This is a genomic window from Amycolatopsis alba DSM 44262, assembly GCF_000384215.1.
Taxonomy (GTDB): Bacteria; Actinomycetota; Actinomycetes; order Mycobacteriales; family Pseudonocardiaceae; genus Amycolatopsis; species Amycolatopsis alba.
The window spans coordinates 3,035,777-3,051,187 of sequence record NZ_KB913032.1 but is presented as its reverse complement, the minus strand read 5'-3'; the positions used below and the strand labels follow the sequence as shown (position 1 = coordinate 3,051,187).

15 protein-coding genes are annotated in these 15,411 nt (G+C 68.7%); 4 read left to right on the top strand and 11 right to left on the bottom strand.

Translation table 11 applies throughout. From position 1 onward, the window contains the following. Positions 1–4: 4 nt before the first annotated feature. The 7 genes from cysS to AMYAL_RS0114285 form a co-directional block, all read right to left on the bottom strand. A complete protein-coding gene (cysS, locus tag AMYAL_RS0114315) occupies positions 5–1,396 on the bottom strand; it encodes a cysteine--tRNA ligase (protein WP_039793973.1) in 1,392 nt (463 codons plus the stop codon). Positions 1,397–1,442: 46 nt separating this feature from the next. Further along, entirely contained in the window at positions 1,443–2,129 is a 687-nt protein-coding gene (locus AMYAL_RS0114310) for an HAD family hydrolase (protein ID WP_026467064.1), read from the bottom strand. Positions 2,130–2,226: 97 nt separating this feature from the next. After that, on the bottom strand, positions 2,227–2,622 hold the full coding sequence (locus tag AMYAL_RS0114305; protein ID WP_020631992.1) for a PPOX class F420-dependent oxidoreductase: 396 nt from the start codon (positions 2,620–2,622) through the stop codon (positions 2,227–2,229). Positions 2,623–2,644: 22 nt separating this feature from the next. Continuing rightward, entirely contained in the window at positions 2,645–3,040 is a 396-nt protein-coding gene (locus tag AMYAL_RS0114300) for a PPOX class F420-dependent oxidoreductase (protein ID WP_020631991.1), read from the bottom strand. 28 nt (positions 3,041–3,068) lie between these two features. Then, positions 3,069–3,539, bottom strand: coding sequence for a 2-C-methyl-D-erythritol 2,4-cyclodiphosphate synthase (ispF, locus tag AMYAL_RS0114295; RefSeq protein ID WP_020631990.1), 471 nt, complete (start codon positions 3,537–3,539; stop codon positions 3,069–3,071). Continuing rightward, positions 3,536–4,198 carry an IspD/TarI family cytidylyltransferase gene (locus AMYAL_RS0114290; protein WP_425332197.1) on the bottom strand — a complete coding sequence of 221 codons (663 nt, stop codon included), beginning with the start codon at positions 4,196–4,198 and terminating at the stop codon, positions 3,536–3,538. Before AMYAL_RS0114290 ends, ispF begins: the two co-directional genes overlap by 4 nt. Positions 4,199–4,257: 59 nt before the next feature. Further along, entirely contained in the window at positions 4,258–4,749 is a 492-nt protein-coding gene (locus tag AMYAL_RS0114285; protein WP_005165253.1) for a CarD family transcriptional regulator, read from the bottom strand. 297 nt (positions 4,750–5,046) lie between these two features. Here AMYAL_RS0114285 and AMYAL_RS0114280 point away from each other — a divergent pair, with 297 nt between their 5' ends. Next, positions 5,047–5,769 (top strand): copper chaperone PCu(A)C domain-containing protein, encoded by a 723-nt coding sequence (locus AMYAL_RS0114280; protein ID WP_039795480.1) that lies wholly within the window; start codon positions 5,047–5,049, stop codon positions 5,767–5,769. A 120-nt stretch (positions 5,770–5,889) separates the two neighbouring features. Beyond that, a complete protein-coding gene (gene radA / locus AMYAL_RS0114275) occupies positions 5,890–7,248 on the top strand; it encodes a DNA repair protein RadA (RefSeq protein ID WP_020631987.1) in 1,359 nt (452 codons plus the stop codon). On the opposite strand, the gene AMYAL_RS0114270 is transcribed toward radA, so the two are convergent. Further along, entirely contained in the window at positions 7,245–8,414 is a 1,170-nt protein-coding gene (locus AMYAL_RS0114270; RefSeq protein WP_020631986.1) for a CU044_5270 family protein, read from the bottom strand. The genes radA and AMYAL_RS0114270 overlap by 4 nt on opposite strands. Then, a complete protein-coding gene (locus AMYAL_RS0114265; RefSeq protein ID WP_020631985.1) occupies positions 8,401–9,030 on the bottom strand; it encodes an RNA polymerase sigma factor in 630 nt (209 codons plus the stop codon). Before AMYAL_RS0114265 ends, AMYAL_RS0114270 begins: the two co-directional genes overlap by 14 nt. A gap of 158 nt (positions 9,031–9,188) precedes the next feature. On the opposite strand from AMYAL_RS0114265, the gene AMYAL_RS0114260 reads away from it, so the two are divergent. Beyond that, positions 9,189–9,848 carry a C39 family peptidase gene (locus tag AMYAL_RS0114260; RefSeq protein WP_020631984.1) on the top strand — a complete coding sequence of 220 codons (660 nt, stop codon included), beginning with the start codon at positions 9,189–9,191 and terminating at the stop codon, positions 9,846–9,848. Between the two features lie 93 nt (positions 9,849–9,941). Continuing rightward, positions 9,942–10,898, top strand: coding sequence for a glycoside hydrolase family 6 protein (locus tag AMYAL_RS0114255; protein ID WP_020631983.1), 957 nt, complete (start codon positions 9,942–9,944; stop codon positions 10,896–10,898). Positions 10,899–11,319: 421 nt separating this feature from the next. On the opposite strand, the gene otsB is transcribed toward AMYAL_RS0114255, so the two are convergent. Continuing rightward, entirely contained in the window at positions 11,320–13,848 is a 2,529-nt protein-coding gene (gene otsB / locus AMYAL_RS0114250) for a trehalose-phosphatase (protein ID WP_020631982.1), read from the bottom strand. Positions 13,849–13,889: 41 nt separating this feature from the next. Next, positions 13,890–15,329 carry an alpha,alpha-trehalose-phosphate synthase (UDP-forming) gene (locus AMYAL_RS0114245; protein WP_051137669.1) on the bottom strand — a complete coding sequence of 480 codons (1,440 nt, stop codon included), beginning with the start codon at positions 15,327–15,329 and terminating at the stop codon, positions 13,890–13,892. Between the last annotated feature and the right edge of the window lie 82 nt (positions 15,330–15,411).

The window sequence follows — 15,411 nt, the reverse complement described above, 5'->3', positions numbered from 1 at the left end:
AGTGTCAGACGTCCTTGACGGTCCACTGTGGACCGTTAGGGGTGTCTTCCACCACGATGCCCGCCTGCTGGAGGCGGTCACGCGCGGCGTCCGCACGGGCGAAGTCCTTCTCGGCGCGGGCCTGCTGCCGTTCGGTGAGCAGCCCTTCCACGAGATCGGACAGCGCCTGCCGGGTGGGCGTTTCGTTGCCGCCCGCCTCGGACCAGCGCGCGGAGAGCGGGTCGAGGCCGAGCACGTCGGTCATCGCGCGCACGGAGGCGGCGATTTCGAGTGCCTTGGAATTGTCGGCCGCGTCGAGGGCGGCGTTACCGTCGCGGACCGTGTTGTGCAGCACTGCGAACGCCTGCGGAGTGGCCAGATCGTCGTCGAGCGCGGCGGCGAACTCGTTCGGGACTTCGCCGATGTGGACGCCGCCGACGATGCCCGCGGTGCGGCGAAGGAACTGTTCGATCCTCCGGTAGCCCTGCGCGGCTTCACCGAGTGCTCCGTCGGAGTACTCGATCGTCGACCGGTAGTGCGGCTGGACCAGGTAGTACCGCAGTTCGGGGGCGCGGTAGTTCTTGAGCATCTCCGGGATCGACACGGTGTTGCCCAGCGATTTCGACATCTTCTCGCCGGACATGGTCACCCAGGCGTTGTGCAGCCAGTACCGCGCGAACTCATCGCCTGCCGCGTTGGACTGGGCGCGTTCGTTCTCGTGGTGCGGGAACACCAGGTCGACGCCGCCGCCGTGGATGTCGAACTCCGCGCCGAGGTACGTCGTCGCCATCGCCGAGCATTCGAGGTGCCAGCCGGGACGACCGGAGCCCCAAGGCGTCGGCCACGACGGCTCGCCCGGCTTCGCGCTCTTCCACAGCGTGAAGTCGCGCGGGTCGCGTTTGCCCTCGCCGAGGCTTTCGCCCTGCTGGACCTCGTCGAGCTTCTGGCCGGACAGTTCGCCGTAACCGTCGAACGCCTTGACCGAGAAGTACACGTCGCCGCCCGAGGCGTACGCGTGCCCGCCGTCGATCAGCCGCTGCATCAGCTCGACCATCTGCGTGACGTGCCCTGTCGCCCGAGGGGCGATCGAAGGCGGCAGGCAGCCCAGCGACTCGTACGCCGACTCGAAGGCGCGCTCGTGCGTGGCCGCCCACTCCCACCAGGGACGATCCGCCGCGGCGGCCTTGGTGAGGATCTTGTCGTCGATGTCGGTGACGTTGCGGACCAGCAGCACGTCGAGTCCACTGTGGACGAGCCAGCGGCGCAGGACGTCGTAGTTCAGCGCGCCGCGGACGTGGCCGATATGCGGGATGCCCTGCACGGTGGCACCACACACGTACATGGACGCCGTTCCGCTACGGGCGGGGTGGAATTCCCGCACGCTCCGGGTCGCGGTGTCATAGAGGTGTAGTGCCACCCTAAAAGGGTACGGGGTCGGCGTGAGGGATGTCGCAGTGACCGTATTACAGCACGTTATGGGTGCGCAGGGCGCTGAGCAGAGCGTCCGGCCGCTCGGTCGTCGGCAGCGGCTCTACCAGCGCGAACGCGCAGCCGATCTCGCGTGCGGCCCCGTCGGCCTCCTCGCTGTCGCCGACCATGAGCGTTTCCGCCGGGGCGACGCCGAGCCGCTCGATCGCCGTGCGGAAGATCTCCGGCTCCGGCTTCACCGCTCCGACCTCGAACGACAGGGTGAACTCGTCGACGTAGGCGTCCCAGCCGCGGCGGCTGAAGGCGGGCCGGATGTCGAAGGCGATGTTGCTCAGCACCCCGACCTGGACGCCCTTGCCGGAGACGCCCTTGAGGACGGCTTCGGTGTCCGGGTACGGCGTCCACTGGGTGGGATCGATCAGCCGGGTGTAGAGCGCGAGGGCCTGATCGGCATGCGGCACCCCGGACTGCTTGAGGACCTCGAGATACACCTTGCGGTGCAGCACCGGGTCGCGGTCGCGGTTGTGCCAGGCGTGCAGGTGCTCCTCGTCGAGATCGACGACCTGGCCGACCGGCGCGGTCATCCGGCGCATCAGTTCGGTCTGGGCTTCGAGGTCGAGGCTTTCGCCGTCGTGGCCGGTGAGGTCGGCGAGCCAGGTCTCGTCCTGCTCGAGCCGGAAGATCGTGCCGGAGAAGTCGAACAACACAGCGCGAAAGGTCACGTGGTCCACATTAGCCACGATCGTGGGGTCCTTGCCTCTCCTCGCGTGTGAGATGAACGGCCCGTTCCTGGCGGGAACGGGCCGTTCACGACGCTCGTCAGGCCGCGTTGCCGGTGATCTTGGTGGGCGTGATCCGGACCAGCACCCGGACGACCTCCGCCGGCTCGTCCGGGTAGTCCTTGCCGAGGTACTTGTGCGAAAGCTCGTTGATCAGCTCGCGCCCGCCCTCGTCGGTCATCTCCACGGTCCCGCGGATCTCGACGTAGTTGTACGGGTTCTCCTGCTCGAAGACCGAGACGGACACCCGCGGGTCCCTGGCCATGTTCCGCTCCTTGAGACGGCCGCGGACGGTCGCGAAGACGATCGTGTCGCCGTCCCGCTTCGCCCACAGCACGGACGTCTGCGCGGAGCCGTCGGCGTTGAGCGTCGCGAGGACCGGGAAGTTGTTGCCGTCGAGGAGTTTCTTGGTCGCGTCGTTGAAAGTCACACCCATGTCCGAATCCTAATCAGCCTGATCACCGGACGTTCCCGGCGATTCGATCGACGCGCAGGCGGACGATCACCCGTTCGACTTCCGGGCCTTCCGGCGGGTAGTCCTTGCCGAGGTACTTGTGGCTGAGCGTCTTCGGCAACGTCTTGTCCGGATCCGGGGTGATCGTGACCGTGCCGCGCAGCTGGGTGTGCCGGTACGGGTCCGCGGCGTCGGTGATCGACACGCTCGCGCGAGGATCGCGACGCAGGTTTCGCACCTTCAGCCTGTCTTCGGTGGCGCTGAAGACCAGATCGCCGTCGTCGATGCCCACCCAGATGACCGAGGTCTGCGGGCCGCCGTCGGCGTCCAGCGTGGCCACGGTCGCGAAGTTCTTGCCGTCCACCAGTTCGCGGACCGGTTCGGGAAGTGTGACTGCCATGACAGTCCGAACCGGCCCCCGGCGCGGGCTATTCCTGCGAGGGCAGCAGCAACGCCGTCGCGAACGCCGCGATGCCTTCGCCGCGTCCGGTGAGGCCGAGCCCGTCGGTCGTCGTCCCGGAGACGCTCACCGGCCCGCCGACGGCCTCGCTCAGCACCTGCTGCGCCTCTTCGCGGCGCTTCCCGACGCGCGGCGCGTTGCCGACGATCTGGACGGTCGCGTTCCCGACGGTCCAGCCGCCCGCCTCGACCAGCCGCCGCGCCTCCGCGAGGAACTCGACGCCGTGCTTGCCCGCCCACCGCGGGTCGCCGGTGCCGAACACCGCGCCGAGATCGCCGAGCCCGGCCGCGGACAGCAGCGCGTCGCACAGCGCGTGCGCCGCGACGTCACCGTCGGAATGTCCCGCGCAACCGTCGACGCCGGGCCAGAGGAGACCGGCGATCCAGCATTCGCGGCCCGCTTCGATCGGATGGACGTCGACGCCGTTGCCGATCCTCACAGCACATCCTCTTTTCCGGCCACCGCGATCGCTTCGGCCAGCTTCAGTTCGAACGAATTGGTGACGCGCATCGCATCGGGATGTCCGGGGACGGTGTGTGCGCCATCGAGAGACGGTTTATCGGCATACGAGAGAAAAGTCTCACGAGTGAAGCCGAGAGGTGTTTGCGCCGTACGCAGGTATGCGCGGTCTTCGGTTCCCGTAATCACCTTCGCCGCGTCAGTCACCTTCACGGTGTCGGCCATCGGTAGTACGGGTGCCACGAAACGGGAACCCGCACGGACCGCGTCCGCGACGGTACGGACCGTGTCCGCGGGAGTGAAAGCGCGCAAGGCGTCGTGCACGAGGAGGACCGGATCTCCGGCGATTTCCGCCGCGACGGTGTCGAATGCGTGCCTGAGTGATTGTCCGGGTACTATCCGGCAACGCTTGTCGAAGCCACTGTCTTCCAAGCCGTCGAGGGCGGCTGAAAACAAATGAGCACACCGCTCGGGGGCCGCCACGACCACCAGATCGAGATCCGGCAGAGCCAGCAGCCCCCGCACAGTGTGCGTCAGTAGAGCCTCACCATTGACCGGCGCGAGAGCGAGCTCCGCGTCGGAGGCATGGTGTCGAACGACAGTGACGAACACGATTGTGCTCATATGGACGGTGCTCATATGTGCGCGATCGTAGTGGTATCCCCCGCAGCCTCACCTGGCGTGGGACATCCGCCGGTTCAGACTGCCGCGGTTTCCAGAACTTCGTCGAGGAGGACTTCAGCCTTGTCCTCGTCGGTGCCCTCCGCGAGCGCGAGCTCGCTGACCAGAATTTGCCGCGCCTTCGCCAGCATGCGCTTCTCGCCGGCTGAAAGTCCGCGGTCCTTCTCTCGCCGCCAGAGGTCGCGCACCACTTCGGCCACCTTGTTCACATCGCCGGAGGCGAGCTTCTCGAGGTTGGCCTTGTACCGACGAGACCAGTTGGTGGGCTCTTCGGTGTGCGGAGCACGCAGAACGTCGAAAACCTTGTCCAGTCCTTCTTGCCCGACGACATCACGAACGCCGACGATCTCGGCGTTGTCAGCGGGCACGCGAACCGTAAGATCCCCTTGCGCGACTTTGAGGACGAGGTACTTCTTCTCCTCGCCCTTGATCACGCGGGTCTCGATGGCTTCGATGAGTGCGGCACCGTGGTGCGGGTAGACGACGGTCTCTCCGACCTTGAAAACCATGTGTCCTCTGCCCCTTTCGCTGAATTCATCTTAGCACGTGCCGACGAGGCCCACCTAGTGGCCCGCGATCGTCGTCGCAGGTCAGCGGCCTGACAGTGGTCCGCCGGGGGGTTGACAAACCCAATTCGCCCGTGCTCATGCAGGTGAGAAGCGAACGATTTCCAAATCCTTTGTGGACGGTTGATCTTGGGTACGTCACCGCATTGGTGGCGTGTCAACACGCACCGGGTTCTCCGCCCGTGAAGCCGCCCGGCTAGTCTTCGCGGTGAAGAGGCCGTGAGATGGAAGGACTCCGACGTGAGGCTGCAGAATCGTCGCGTGTTCGGCGCAGGTGTGCTGGCGCTCGGCGCCGCGCTCGTGCTCGCCGGCTGCGGTGCTGGTCAGATCACCCAGACCGACTCGCAGCAGCCCGCGGTGAACGGGACGTACGCGCAGGCGAAGGACCTGGTGCTGCGGAACGCCGCGCTCCAGTTCCCCACCGAGGGCCAGGCGTACCCGGCCGGTGCCGCCGTGCCGCTGACGGTGACCATCGTGAACCAGGGCAAGCAGGACGACGAGCTCGTCTCGGTCTCCTCCGAAGCCACCACCGGTGACGCCAAGATCTCCGGCGCCAAGGCCATCGTCTCGAGCCACGCGCTCGTGATCGGCCCGTCGGACGCGGTCGAGTCGACCAAGGAGGTCGCTCCGACGAGTGCCCCCTCCTCGGCGCCGTCGTCTTCAGGCGCGCCGTCGTCCTCGGGGGCTCCTTCGAGCAGCGCGTCCGGCGCCCCGCCGTCGGAGGTCGCCGGGACGATCACGCCGTCCGCGGGCCCCGAGTCGTCCGCCGCGCCGGGCGAGGTGGGCAAGGCCACGGTCGTGCTCCAGGGTCTGAAGCAGCCGCTGTGGGCGGGGCAGACGATCAAGGTCACCTTCGTCTTCAAGAACTCCGGTTCGATCACGCTGGACCTGCCGGTCGCCGCGCCGTCGCACCCCGGCAGCCGGGAGCCCGCGCCGAAGAAGGAAGCCAAGGGCGGGCACTAAGTCCTCCAGAAGTACGTGAAGGCCCCCTTCACTGCGCTAGACGCAGTGAAGGGGGCCTTCACGTACTTTGCGGGTCCGTCGCTGCCGGGGATTGTCGGTGGCGGCCGCTAGCCTCGCGGAGTGGTCAAGAAAGGCAGCACCTACCGCTGCGGTGAATGCGGGTACGAAGCGCCGAAGTGGGTCGGGCGCTGCCCCGAATGTCAGGCGTGGGGAACCCTGGAGGAACGCGGCGACGCCCGTCCCGCGATAGCCAGGGTCGCAGCCGGGGCGCCCAGTGCCCCGGCGCGCCCGATCGGCGAGGTCGACGTCGAGACGGCGCGGGCCAAGCCCACCGGCGTCTCCGAACTGGACCGTGTGCTCGGCGGCGGGTTCGTGCCGGGTGCGGTCATCCTGCTCGCCGGTGAGCCAGGAGTCGGCAAGTCGACCCTCCTGCTGGAGGTCGCCTACCAGTGGGCGGCCACCGCGGGCCGCGCGCTGTACGTCACCGGCGAGGAGTCGGCGGGGCAGGTACGCCTGCGCGCCGAACGCACCGGCAACGTCCACGGCGAGATGTTCCTCGCGGCCGAGAGCGATCTCTCCGCGATCCTCGGCCACGTCGACGCCGTCAAGCCGGGGGTGCTGATCGTCGACTCGGTCCAGACCATGGCCTCGCCCCAGGTGGAGGGCGCGCCGGGCGGGGTCACCCAGGTCCGCGCGGTCACCTCCGGGCTGGTCGCGCTGGCCAAGGAACGCGGACTGCCGATCGTGCTGGTCGGGCACGTCACGAAGGACGGTTCGGTCGCCGGTCCCCGCGTGCTGGAGCATCTGGTCGACGTCGTCCTGCAGTTCGAGGGCGACAAGCATTCGACGCTGCGGATGCTGCGCGGGATCAAGAACCGCTTCGGCGCCGCCGACGAGATCGGCTGCTTCGAACTGGTCGAGGAGGGCATCGTCGGCGTCCCCGACCCGTCGGGACTGTTCTTGAGTCACACGACCGAGCCGGTCGCGGGCACCGCCGTCACGGTGACCATGGAGGGCAAGCGGCCGCTGCTGGGCGAGGTCCAGGCGCTCGTTTCGGCGACTCAGTCACCGCAGCCACGGCGCGCGGTGAGCGGTCTCGATTCGGCACGGGTCGCGATGGTGCTGGCCGTGGTCGAGAAGCGGGCGAACATCAAGGTCGGCGACAAGGACGTCTACGTGGCGACCGTCGGCGGCATGAAGATCACCGAGCCCGGCATCGACCTCGCGGTGGTGCTGGCCCTGATCTCGTCGGCGCGGGACACCCCGCTCTCGCCCAAGCTGGTCGCGATGGGCGAGGTCGGGTTGTCGGGTGAGGTCCGGCGGGTGCCGAGCGTCGGGCGGCGGCTCGCGGAGGCCGCCCGGCTCGGCTTCACCTACGCGCTGGTGCCGCCCGACTCCGGCAAGATCCCGCCGGGCATCCGGGTGCTGGAGGTCGCCGACGTCGGAAGCGCCCTCAACGCCGCCAAGCACGCGCGTTAGGGACCCGCCCGGTCGGTGACCTGCGTCGTCACCGTCGTGTCGTACAGCACCAGCCCAGGGAAGTCCGGGTCGGACCGGTTCCGGGCGGCGCCGTGGCTCGTGATGTGCGCTGTGCCCAGGTCCACGACGAACGTCTCGATCAGGTCTTTCTTCCGGACCGAGAACGAGATGGCCGGACGGCGGTCGGAGGTGGTCACGTTCGTCTCGAGCGTGATCCCCGGAGTCGTCGCGAGCGCCTTGCACAGCGCCACTCGAAGCTCGCCGTAGCCGTGAGACGAACGCATGATGCTGTAGACCTTGTCGAACATCTTGGGCGCCGTCTCCGCCTCATCGTCCCCGTTGTCGCCGCGCAGCCGTTCGAGCAGCTTCGCCGGGTCCGTGGGAAGCGAGTCGAGGAGTTCCTTCGTCGGAGTCGTCCAGCTGATCCGCGGAGGCTTGGGCCCTTGGGTCGAGACGGGTGCCTCCGGAGGCTCACTCGTCGTGGTCGCCGACCGGGGCGGGGCCATCGGGGCCGAGGTGGTGTGCTCGCCGGAAACAGGTCCACCCGTCGGAGGCGGTGGGCCTTCCCAGCCGGTGTCGACCGTCCTGCCGGGGATCATGTCGCCCGCCGACCTGGCCGCCTCCTGGTCGCCCTTGATCCAGCGGACCTCGCCGGTCCTGGCGAGCCGCGTCCGGTGCCGGACGGACCAGTCCGAGGGCAGCCACCGCTCCTGGATCTCGTGTGTCTGGTAGATCACCCCGCTCTTGCTGCCGATCCGCGTCGTCCAGGTCGACTCGGTGGAGAGCCAGTACTGGTTGCCCGCCAGGGGGAGATCGGCGCCGCGAAGGTCCTTGAGCACGTCATCGCCCGTGGCGGCGGTCGCGGGGGCCGCGGGGTCCTGGCCGCCGGTGCCGGTGAAGACGTTCGTCGCCACGATCCCGCCGCCGGACACCAGCGCCGCGGCGGCCGCGGCCGCGATCCATCGCCACGCGCCCTGGCGTTTTTTTGCCGGGGGCGGCGCTGTCACGGGGAGGATCTCGCCCTCGGCCTCGCCGGCGGCGCGCAGAAGCGAGGCCCTGGCGCGGGACAGTTCGTCCTGCCGGGTCTCCGGCTCGGCGTGGAGTTCGGCCAGCGCCTCGTCGAGTTCGGCCTCGGACCACACCTTCCGGATGCTATCGCCGTGCACTTTCGCCCTCCTCCTTCGTGCTCGATGCGTCCTTTGTGGACTCTGGTGCGTTGGCACGCAGCCATCTTCGGATCCGGTGCAGCCGTGATCTGACCGTCCCGGCGGGGATCCCCAGCGCCTCGGCCACCTCGCCGGGATCCAGGCCCGCCCAGGAGACCAGCAGCAGGGTGTCGCGGTCCGCGACGCTCAGTTCCGCCAGCGCGCCCGCCAGCAAGGCCGCGCGGGACTGCGCGTCGACTCGCTCGGCGACGCGGCCGTCGTGCCCGGCCGAGACCACCTGGTCGGCGGCCGCGAGCCGGGCCGTCGCGTTGAGCGCGCGGGTCTCCGTGCGGACGTGGTGCCGGAGCAGGTTGGTCGCGATGCCGTAGAGCCACGCCCTCGCCGTCCCGGCCTCCGGGCGGTACGTCTCCCGCCGCCGGAGTGCCACGAGGAACGTCTCGGCGACGAGGTCGTGCGCGGTCTCGGTGCCGACGCGGCGCGCGAGGTAGCGCTGCATCGGGGCCGCGTGGGCGTCGAAGAGCATGCCGAAGACGGGCGCGGGGTCGGGACCGCCGAGATCCGGCCTGTCCGGTCCGCGCGAGCCCGCCTGCTCGTGATCGTTTTTCATCACCTGCACGATCGCTATTGCCCGAAGGCCCCCTGAGCGTTTGTTCGATCCTACTTTCGTCGTGCGCCGATCAGGGAAAGCGCTGGTCGAGATCAAGACAAAAGCCGCCGGACGGGCAATTCTGTTCACTATTCACCATTGAAAAGTGAAACTGGGGAAGGATTACCATGCGTCGACTCAGGACCGCGGTCGTCGCCGCGCTCGCGGTGTCCGCACTGATCACCGCTCCGGCGGTGGCCGTCGCTCAAGAGAAGTATGCAGATCCCGGCTTCGTGAACTCGATGGCGCCGCCCGCCAAGGTCGAAGGGGTCAGGGCGACCGCCGAACTCGACATCCAGTACCAGATCCAGGAGACCGGGTACTGGTGCGGCCCGGCCGCCACCCGGATCGCCATCTCGGCCAAGAACGGCAACCCGCCGAGCCAGCAGCAGCTCGCGAACGAGCTCCCGACCAGCACCAACGGCACCGACTGGATCGGGCAGGTCACCCGCGTCCTCAACGCCCACATCGGCGGCGGCTGGTACGAGACCAAGGAGATGCCGAACGACCCGCCGACCCAGGCACAGCGCGACCTCCTGTGGCGCGACATCGTGCTGGACGTCGACAAGGGCTACGCGCTCGTCGCGAACATCGTCGCCCCGGCGAACAACCACCCGCCGGGCTACCCGAACTACACGATCTACCACTACTTCACGATCATCGGCTACAACAGCGACAACATGACGGTGAAGATCGCCGACCCGGCCAACTTCGGCGGCAACCAGATCTACTGGCTCACCTTCAACCAGCTCGCCACCCTGATCCCGCCGAAGGGCTACTCGGCCTGATCGCCATTCGGCACCTACTCGCGGACACCGCGAGTAGGTGCCGAAATGTCGGGTTGTACGAATCTTGTACAGAAGATCGAGAAGCTGGTGGGCATGCGCATCAAGACGCTCGGTCTGCTGGCCGCCTCAATGCTGGCCCTTATCGCCGCGCCGGCTCAGGCCGCCGACGGCAACCCCCTTGAGAAGACCAACGGCTTCTATGTCGACCCGAACTCCAACCCCGCGGTCTGGGTGAAGGACCACCCCGGCAGCACCGCCGACAAGATCAAGGCCGCCATCTCCACCAAGGCGGGCGCACGCTGGTTCGGCAACTGGAGCGGCGACGTCAAGAAGGCCGTCGACGGCTACACCTACGCCGCCGACGTGGCGGACAAGCTGCCGATCCTGGTCGCCTACAACATCCCCGGCCGCGACTGCGGCGGTCACTCCGGTGGCGGCGCGGGCAGCCCGGAGGCGTACAAGACCTGGATCTCGAACTTCGCCGACGGCATCGGCGGCAAGCCCGCGGTCGTCGTCATCGAGCCGGACGCGCTCGCGCAGGTCGACTGCCTGCCGGCCGGTGAGCGCCAGACCCGCCTCGACCTGCTCAAGTACGCCGCCGAGCAGTTCGCCGCCAAGGCCCCGAACACCTGGGCCTACATGGACGGCGGCAACTCGACCTGGATCCCCGCCGCGACCATGGCCGACCGGCTCAACGCGGTCGGGGTGAAGTCGATCCGCGGTCTGGTGATCAACGTGTCGAACTACAAGACCACCACCGACTCGGCGAACTACGGCAAGGCCGTCAGTGCCGCGCTGTCGAGCAAGTACGGCTACACCAAGCCGTTCGTCATCGACACGAGCCGCAACGGCAACGGCCCCAAGGGTTCCGAGTGGTGCAACCCGGCCGGTCGCAAGCTCGGGACGCCTTCGCAGGTCGGCGGCGGCGCCGAGATGCTGCTCTGGGTCAAGGTGCCCGGTGACTCCGACGGCAAATGCGGGATCGCGCCGAACGTCGAAGCCGGTCAGTTCAGCTCCGATCTGGCCCTGCGCCTGATCAGCGGGACCTGACCTCCCCGAAGCCCGTCGCGCCGGCTGTTCGTCTGTGACCTTCGTTCTCCCGAGAAGGCGAAGGCCACGACCCCTTGGACTGCAGCCGGCGCGACGACTCCACCGTTGCGAAGGGGCCCTTCGTGGCGTGCGGTCGCGCCTGGTCCGGCCTCGTGAGTGGTAAGGCGGGTTAGCGCGGACACCTGCCACTCACGACCTTCCGTGGCCAGGTGCCGGTCGGGTATCCGTGAAGGCCTCCTTCCCTACCCTCAAGGTAGGCAAGGAGGCCTTCACGGAGCGGTCTGGCGGGGTAGGAGCCGGCCGCCGAGTTCCTGCGCCAAGAGGGCCTCCGGAGCGCGTTGCGAAAGGGGCCCTTCGCCGCGTCTCATGCGGTGAAGGGCCCCTTCGTGGCGTCTGATGCGGGGAAAGTCCCCTTCAGCCTCTACTGGGAAAGCAGGTTCGCGCAGCGGATCAGCCCGATGTGCGAGTACGCCTGCGGGTGGTTGCCCAGCGAGCGTTCCGCGATCGGGTCGAACTGCTCGGGCAGCAGCCCGGTCGGGCCCGCGGCGTCGACGATCTGCGTGAACAGCTCCTCGGCCTCGGTACGCCGCCCGGTGAGCAGGTACGCCTCGATGAGCCAGGCCGCGCAGATGTGGAAACCACCCTCGCCGCCGGGAAGGCCGTCGTCGCGGCGGTACCGGTACACGGTGGACCCGCTGCGCAGTTCCGCCTCAATCGCGGTCACCGTGGACTGGAAGCGCGGGTCGGCCGGATCGATCAGCCCGGTCAGCCCGACGAACAGCGACGCGGCGTCGAGGTCCGTTCCGTCGTAGGCGGTGGTGAAGGCCTGGACCTCTTCGTTCCAGCCCTTCTCCAGCACGTCCGCGGAGATCTCGTCACGCAGCGACGGCCACGCGCCCGGCACCTCGCGGCCGTAGACGTCGCCCAGCTTGATCGCCCTGTCGATGGTCACCCAGCACATCACCCGCGAGTACACCCGGTGGCGCGGCACGTGCCGCTCCTCCCAGATGCCGTGGTCCGGCTCGTTCCAGCGCCGCGTGACGGCCTCGGCCATCGCGCGCACCAGCTGCCAGTCTTCGTCGCGCAGTTCGCCACGCGCCTCGGCCAGCGTCTTGACGAGTTCGACGACGGGGCCGAAGACGTCCAGCTGCACCTGGTGGTTCGCCAGGTTGCCGACGCGGACCGGCCGCGAACCGGCGTACCCCGGCAGCGACTCGATGACCGCTTCGGCGCCGATCACGCTGCCGGCCAAGGTGTACAGCGGGTGCAGCCGTTCCGGACCGGCCAAAGTGGACAGCACACCGTGCAGCCAGCGCAGGTAGCCTTCGGCCTCTTCGGTCGAGCCGAGGTGGACCAGCTCGCGCACGGTCATGGCCGCGTCGCGGATCCAGCAGTAGCGGTAGTCCCAGTTGCGGACGCCGCCGATCTCTTCCGGCAGCGAAGATGTCGCCGCCGCGAGCACGCCGCCGGTGTCGGTGTTGACCAGCCCGCGCAGCGTCAGCGCCGAGCGGCCGACGAGATCGGTCTGGACGCTGGGCAGTTTGAGCGTCTGCGCCCAGGTGCTCCAGTAGTCGCCCGCGCGGGACCGGCGCTCCACTTCGGACAGTTCGTGCGCGCCGAGATCCGAGGTGCCGCAACGGAGTTCGAGCACCACCGGGTTCTCCGGTGAGGGCGTGACGAGCGCCGACGCGGTGTCGTTCATGCCGTCGGAGGTGATTTCCCACTTCACACCCGGCGAGCGCAGCGCGAACGGTTCCGAGGTGCCCTGCACCAGGATCCCGTCGCCATGGGCGACCAGTTTCACCGGCACGCCACCGAATTCGGGCCGCGGCGCGAACACGATCTCCGCCGAGGTCTCGCCCGAGATCACCCGGACGAGGTCCGTGCGGTGCGCGGGGCTCTCCGGCTCGAGGTAGTCGGTGACGAGCAGCCGGGACCAGCGGGTCTCGACCGTCATCGTGTTCGGCAGGTAGCGCTGCCCGAGCGGCAGGCCGTTGCGGTGCGGCTTGATCGAGAAGTGGCCCGCGCCGGTGCCGCCGAGCAGGTCCGCGAAGATCGCGGGCGCGTCGGGGCCGGGGTGGCACAGCCAGGTCAGCCGGGCGTCCGGCGTGACGAGCGCGACCGAACGTTCGTTGGCCAGCAGGGAAAGCCGTTCGATCGGCGGCGCCTGCTCGCCGTAGAGCCAGTTGCGCCGCTCTTCGAGCAGGAAGGCGAGCGCCATCGCGACGTCGACGGTGTCCGGAACCCGGTATTGCGCGAGGCTTTCGCCTTCGCCGACCTTCACGCCGAGGTCCGGGCCGGAGATCCGGGCGAACGCCTTCTCGTCGGTGACGTCGTCGCCGAGGAAGATCGCCGCCGTCGCGCCGACCTGGTGGCGCAGGGTGTCGAGCGCCCGGCCCTTGTCCGTCTGGACGACCGCGAGCTCGACGACCTCCTTGCCGTCGGTCGTCGACACGCCCTCCCATTTCGAAGGTCCATTGTGGACATCGCGAAGGACGCGGCGGCCTGCCTCGTGCTCGGCGCGGCGGACGTGCACCGCGATGCTCGCGGGCTTGACCTCGAGCGAGACGCCCGGCACGTCGAGCACCAGGTTCTCCAGCTCGGCTTCGAGCCGTCTGTGGAGCTCGCGGGCCTTTTCGTCGAGCGCGTGGATGAAGCCGATGTCGAACTCGGACCCGTGACTGCCGACCAGGTTCACCTCGGCCGGGAGCCGGGACAGGGTGGCGAGATCGCGCAACGCGCGGCCGGAGATGACCGCGGTGGTCGTCTCGTGCAGGCCTGCCAGCGACCTGAGCGCGCCTACCGATTCGGGCAGCGGCCGGGCTTCGTCAGGGTTGGCCGTGATCGGGGCCAGCGTGCCGTCGTAGTCGCAGGCGACCAGCAGCCGCGGGGTCCGCGCGACCTGGACAATCGCGCGCCGGAGCTCGGCGGGCAGTGCCTCGGCGGTCAACGATTTCTCCTCGGGAACTATGCGGGGTATGGGGGAAGTCTCTAGTCGGCCGGTTCGGCACCGAGCGCCTGGAGGAACGAGCGTGCCCAGCGGTCGACATCGTGCGTGAGGACCTGACGGCGCATGGCGCGCATACGGCGGCGGCCCTCTGCAGGGTCGAGCGTAATGGCAGTCTCCAAGGCGTTCTTCACCCCGTCCAGGTCATGCGGGTTGACCAGTAGCGCACTGGTCAGCTCCGCCGCGGCGCCGGCGAACTCCGAAAGCACGAGCGAGCCGCCCAGGTCGTGGCGGCAGGCGACGTACTCCTTGCAGACGAGGTTCATCCCGTCACGCAAGGGGGTCACCACCATGACATCGGCCGCGGAAAAGAACGCGGCCAGTTCAGTCCGGTTCACGGACTGGTGCAGATAATGCACGACCGGGTGACCCACGCGGGCGAATTCGCCGTTGATCCTCCCGACCATCTGCTCGATGTCGCCGCGCATCCGCTGGTAGTGCTCGACGCGTTCCCGGCTCGGCGTGGCCAGCTGGACGAACGTGACGTCCTCCGGGCGGACGCGGCCTTCGTGCAGCAGCTCGTGCAGTGCCTGCAGCCGCAGGTCGATGCCCTTGGTGTAGTCGAGCCTGTCGACGCCGAGCAGGACCTTCTTCGGATTGCCGAGGTCACGCCGCAGCTGGGCGGCGCGTTCGGCGACGCCCTTGGTCTTGGCGAGTTTGTCGAGGCCGATGGCGTCGATGGAGATCGGGAACGCGCCGACCCGCACCGTGCGGTCGCCGACCTGCATCAGGCCGGGGCGGGTGCGGATGCCGACCGCGCCGCGGCTGGATTCGAGACCGGCCAGCTGCCGCGCCAGCCAGAGGAAGTTCTGCGCGCCACCCGGCCGGTGGAAACCGACGAGGTCGGCGCCGACCAGGCCGCGGACGATCTCGGTCCGCCACGGCATCTGCATGAACAACTCGACCGGGGGAAACGGGATGTGCAGGAAGAACCCGATCCGGAGGTCGGGTCGCAGCTCGCGGAGCATCGCCGGGACCAGTTGCAGCTGGTAGTCCTGGATCCACACGGTCGCGCCCTCGGCCGCGACCTTCGCGCTCGCCTCGGCGAAGCGGCGATTCACCCGGACGTAGGACTCCCACCAGCTCCGGTCGAACACCGGCCGCGCCACCACGTCGTGGTACAGCGGCCAGAGCGTCGCGTTGGAGAAGCCCTCGTAGTAGTCGCGGACGTCGTCCGAGGTCAGGGAGACGGGGTGCAGGACCAGGCCGTCGTCGTCGAATTCCTCGACCTCGACGTCGGGTACGCCCGGCCAGCCGACCCAGGCGCCCTTGCGGGATCGCAGGAAGGGTTCGAGCGCCGACACCAGCCCGCCAGGGCTCGCCGTCCAGCGCCTGCTCCCGTCGGCGGTCCGTTCGAGGTCCACCGGGAGGCGGTTCGCCACCACCACGAAATCCGCGGAGGCCGTCCGGCTCTTCTCGGCCATCACTTCGTCCACCAGCCGCTCCCTCAAACTCGCGGGTCGCTGCCCTAAGGGGAAACCCTATCGCGCGAGGAGGTCGCGGCCG

What these genes read in the sequence shown, in the direction of transcription:
- AMYAL_RS0114305 (WP_020631992.1), bottom strand. Translation starts at nt 2,622, where the DNA reads ATGGGTGTGACTTTCAACGACGCGACCAAGAAACTCCTCGACGGCAAC.
- AMYAL_RS0114285 (WP_005165253.1), bottom strand. Translation starts at nt 4,749, where the DNA reads ATGGTTTTCAAGGTCGGAGAGACCGTCGTCTACCCGCACCACGGTGCC.
- AMYAL_RS0114290 (WP_425332197.1), bottom strand. Translation starts at nt 4,198, where the DNA reads ATGAGCACCGTCCATATGAGCACAATCGTGTTCGTCACTGTCGTTCGA.
- AMYAL_RS0114255 (WP_020631983.1), top strand. Translation starts at nt 9,942, where the DNA reads ATGCGCATCAAGACGCTCGGTCTGCTGGCCGCCTCAATGCTGGCCCTT.
- AMYAL_RS0114245 (WP_051137669.1), bottom strand. Translation starts at nt 15,329, where the DNA reads ATGGCCGAGAAGAGCCGGACGGCCTCCGCGGATTTCGTGGTGGTGGCG.
- AMYAL_RS0114300 (WP_020631991.1), bottom strand. Translation starts at nt 3,040, where the DNA reads ATGGCAGTCACACTTCCCGAACCGGTCCGCGAACTGGTGGACGGCAAG.
- AMYAL_RS0114260 (WP_020631984.1), top strand. Translation starts at nt 9,189, where the DNA reads ATGCGTCGACTCAGGACCGCGGTCGTCGCCGCGCTCGCGGTGTCCGCA.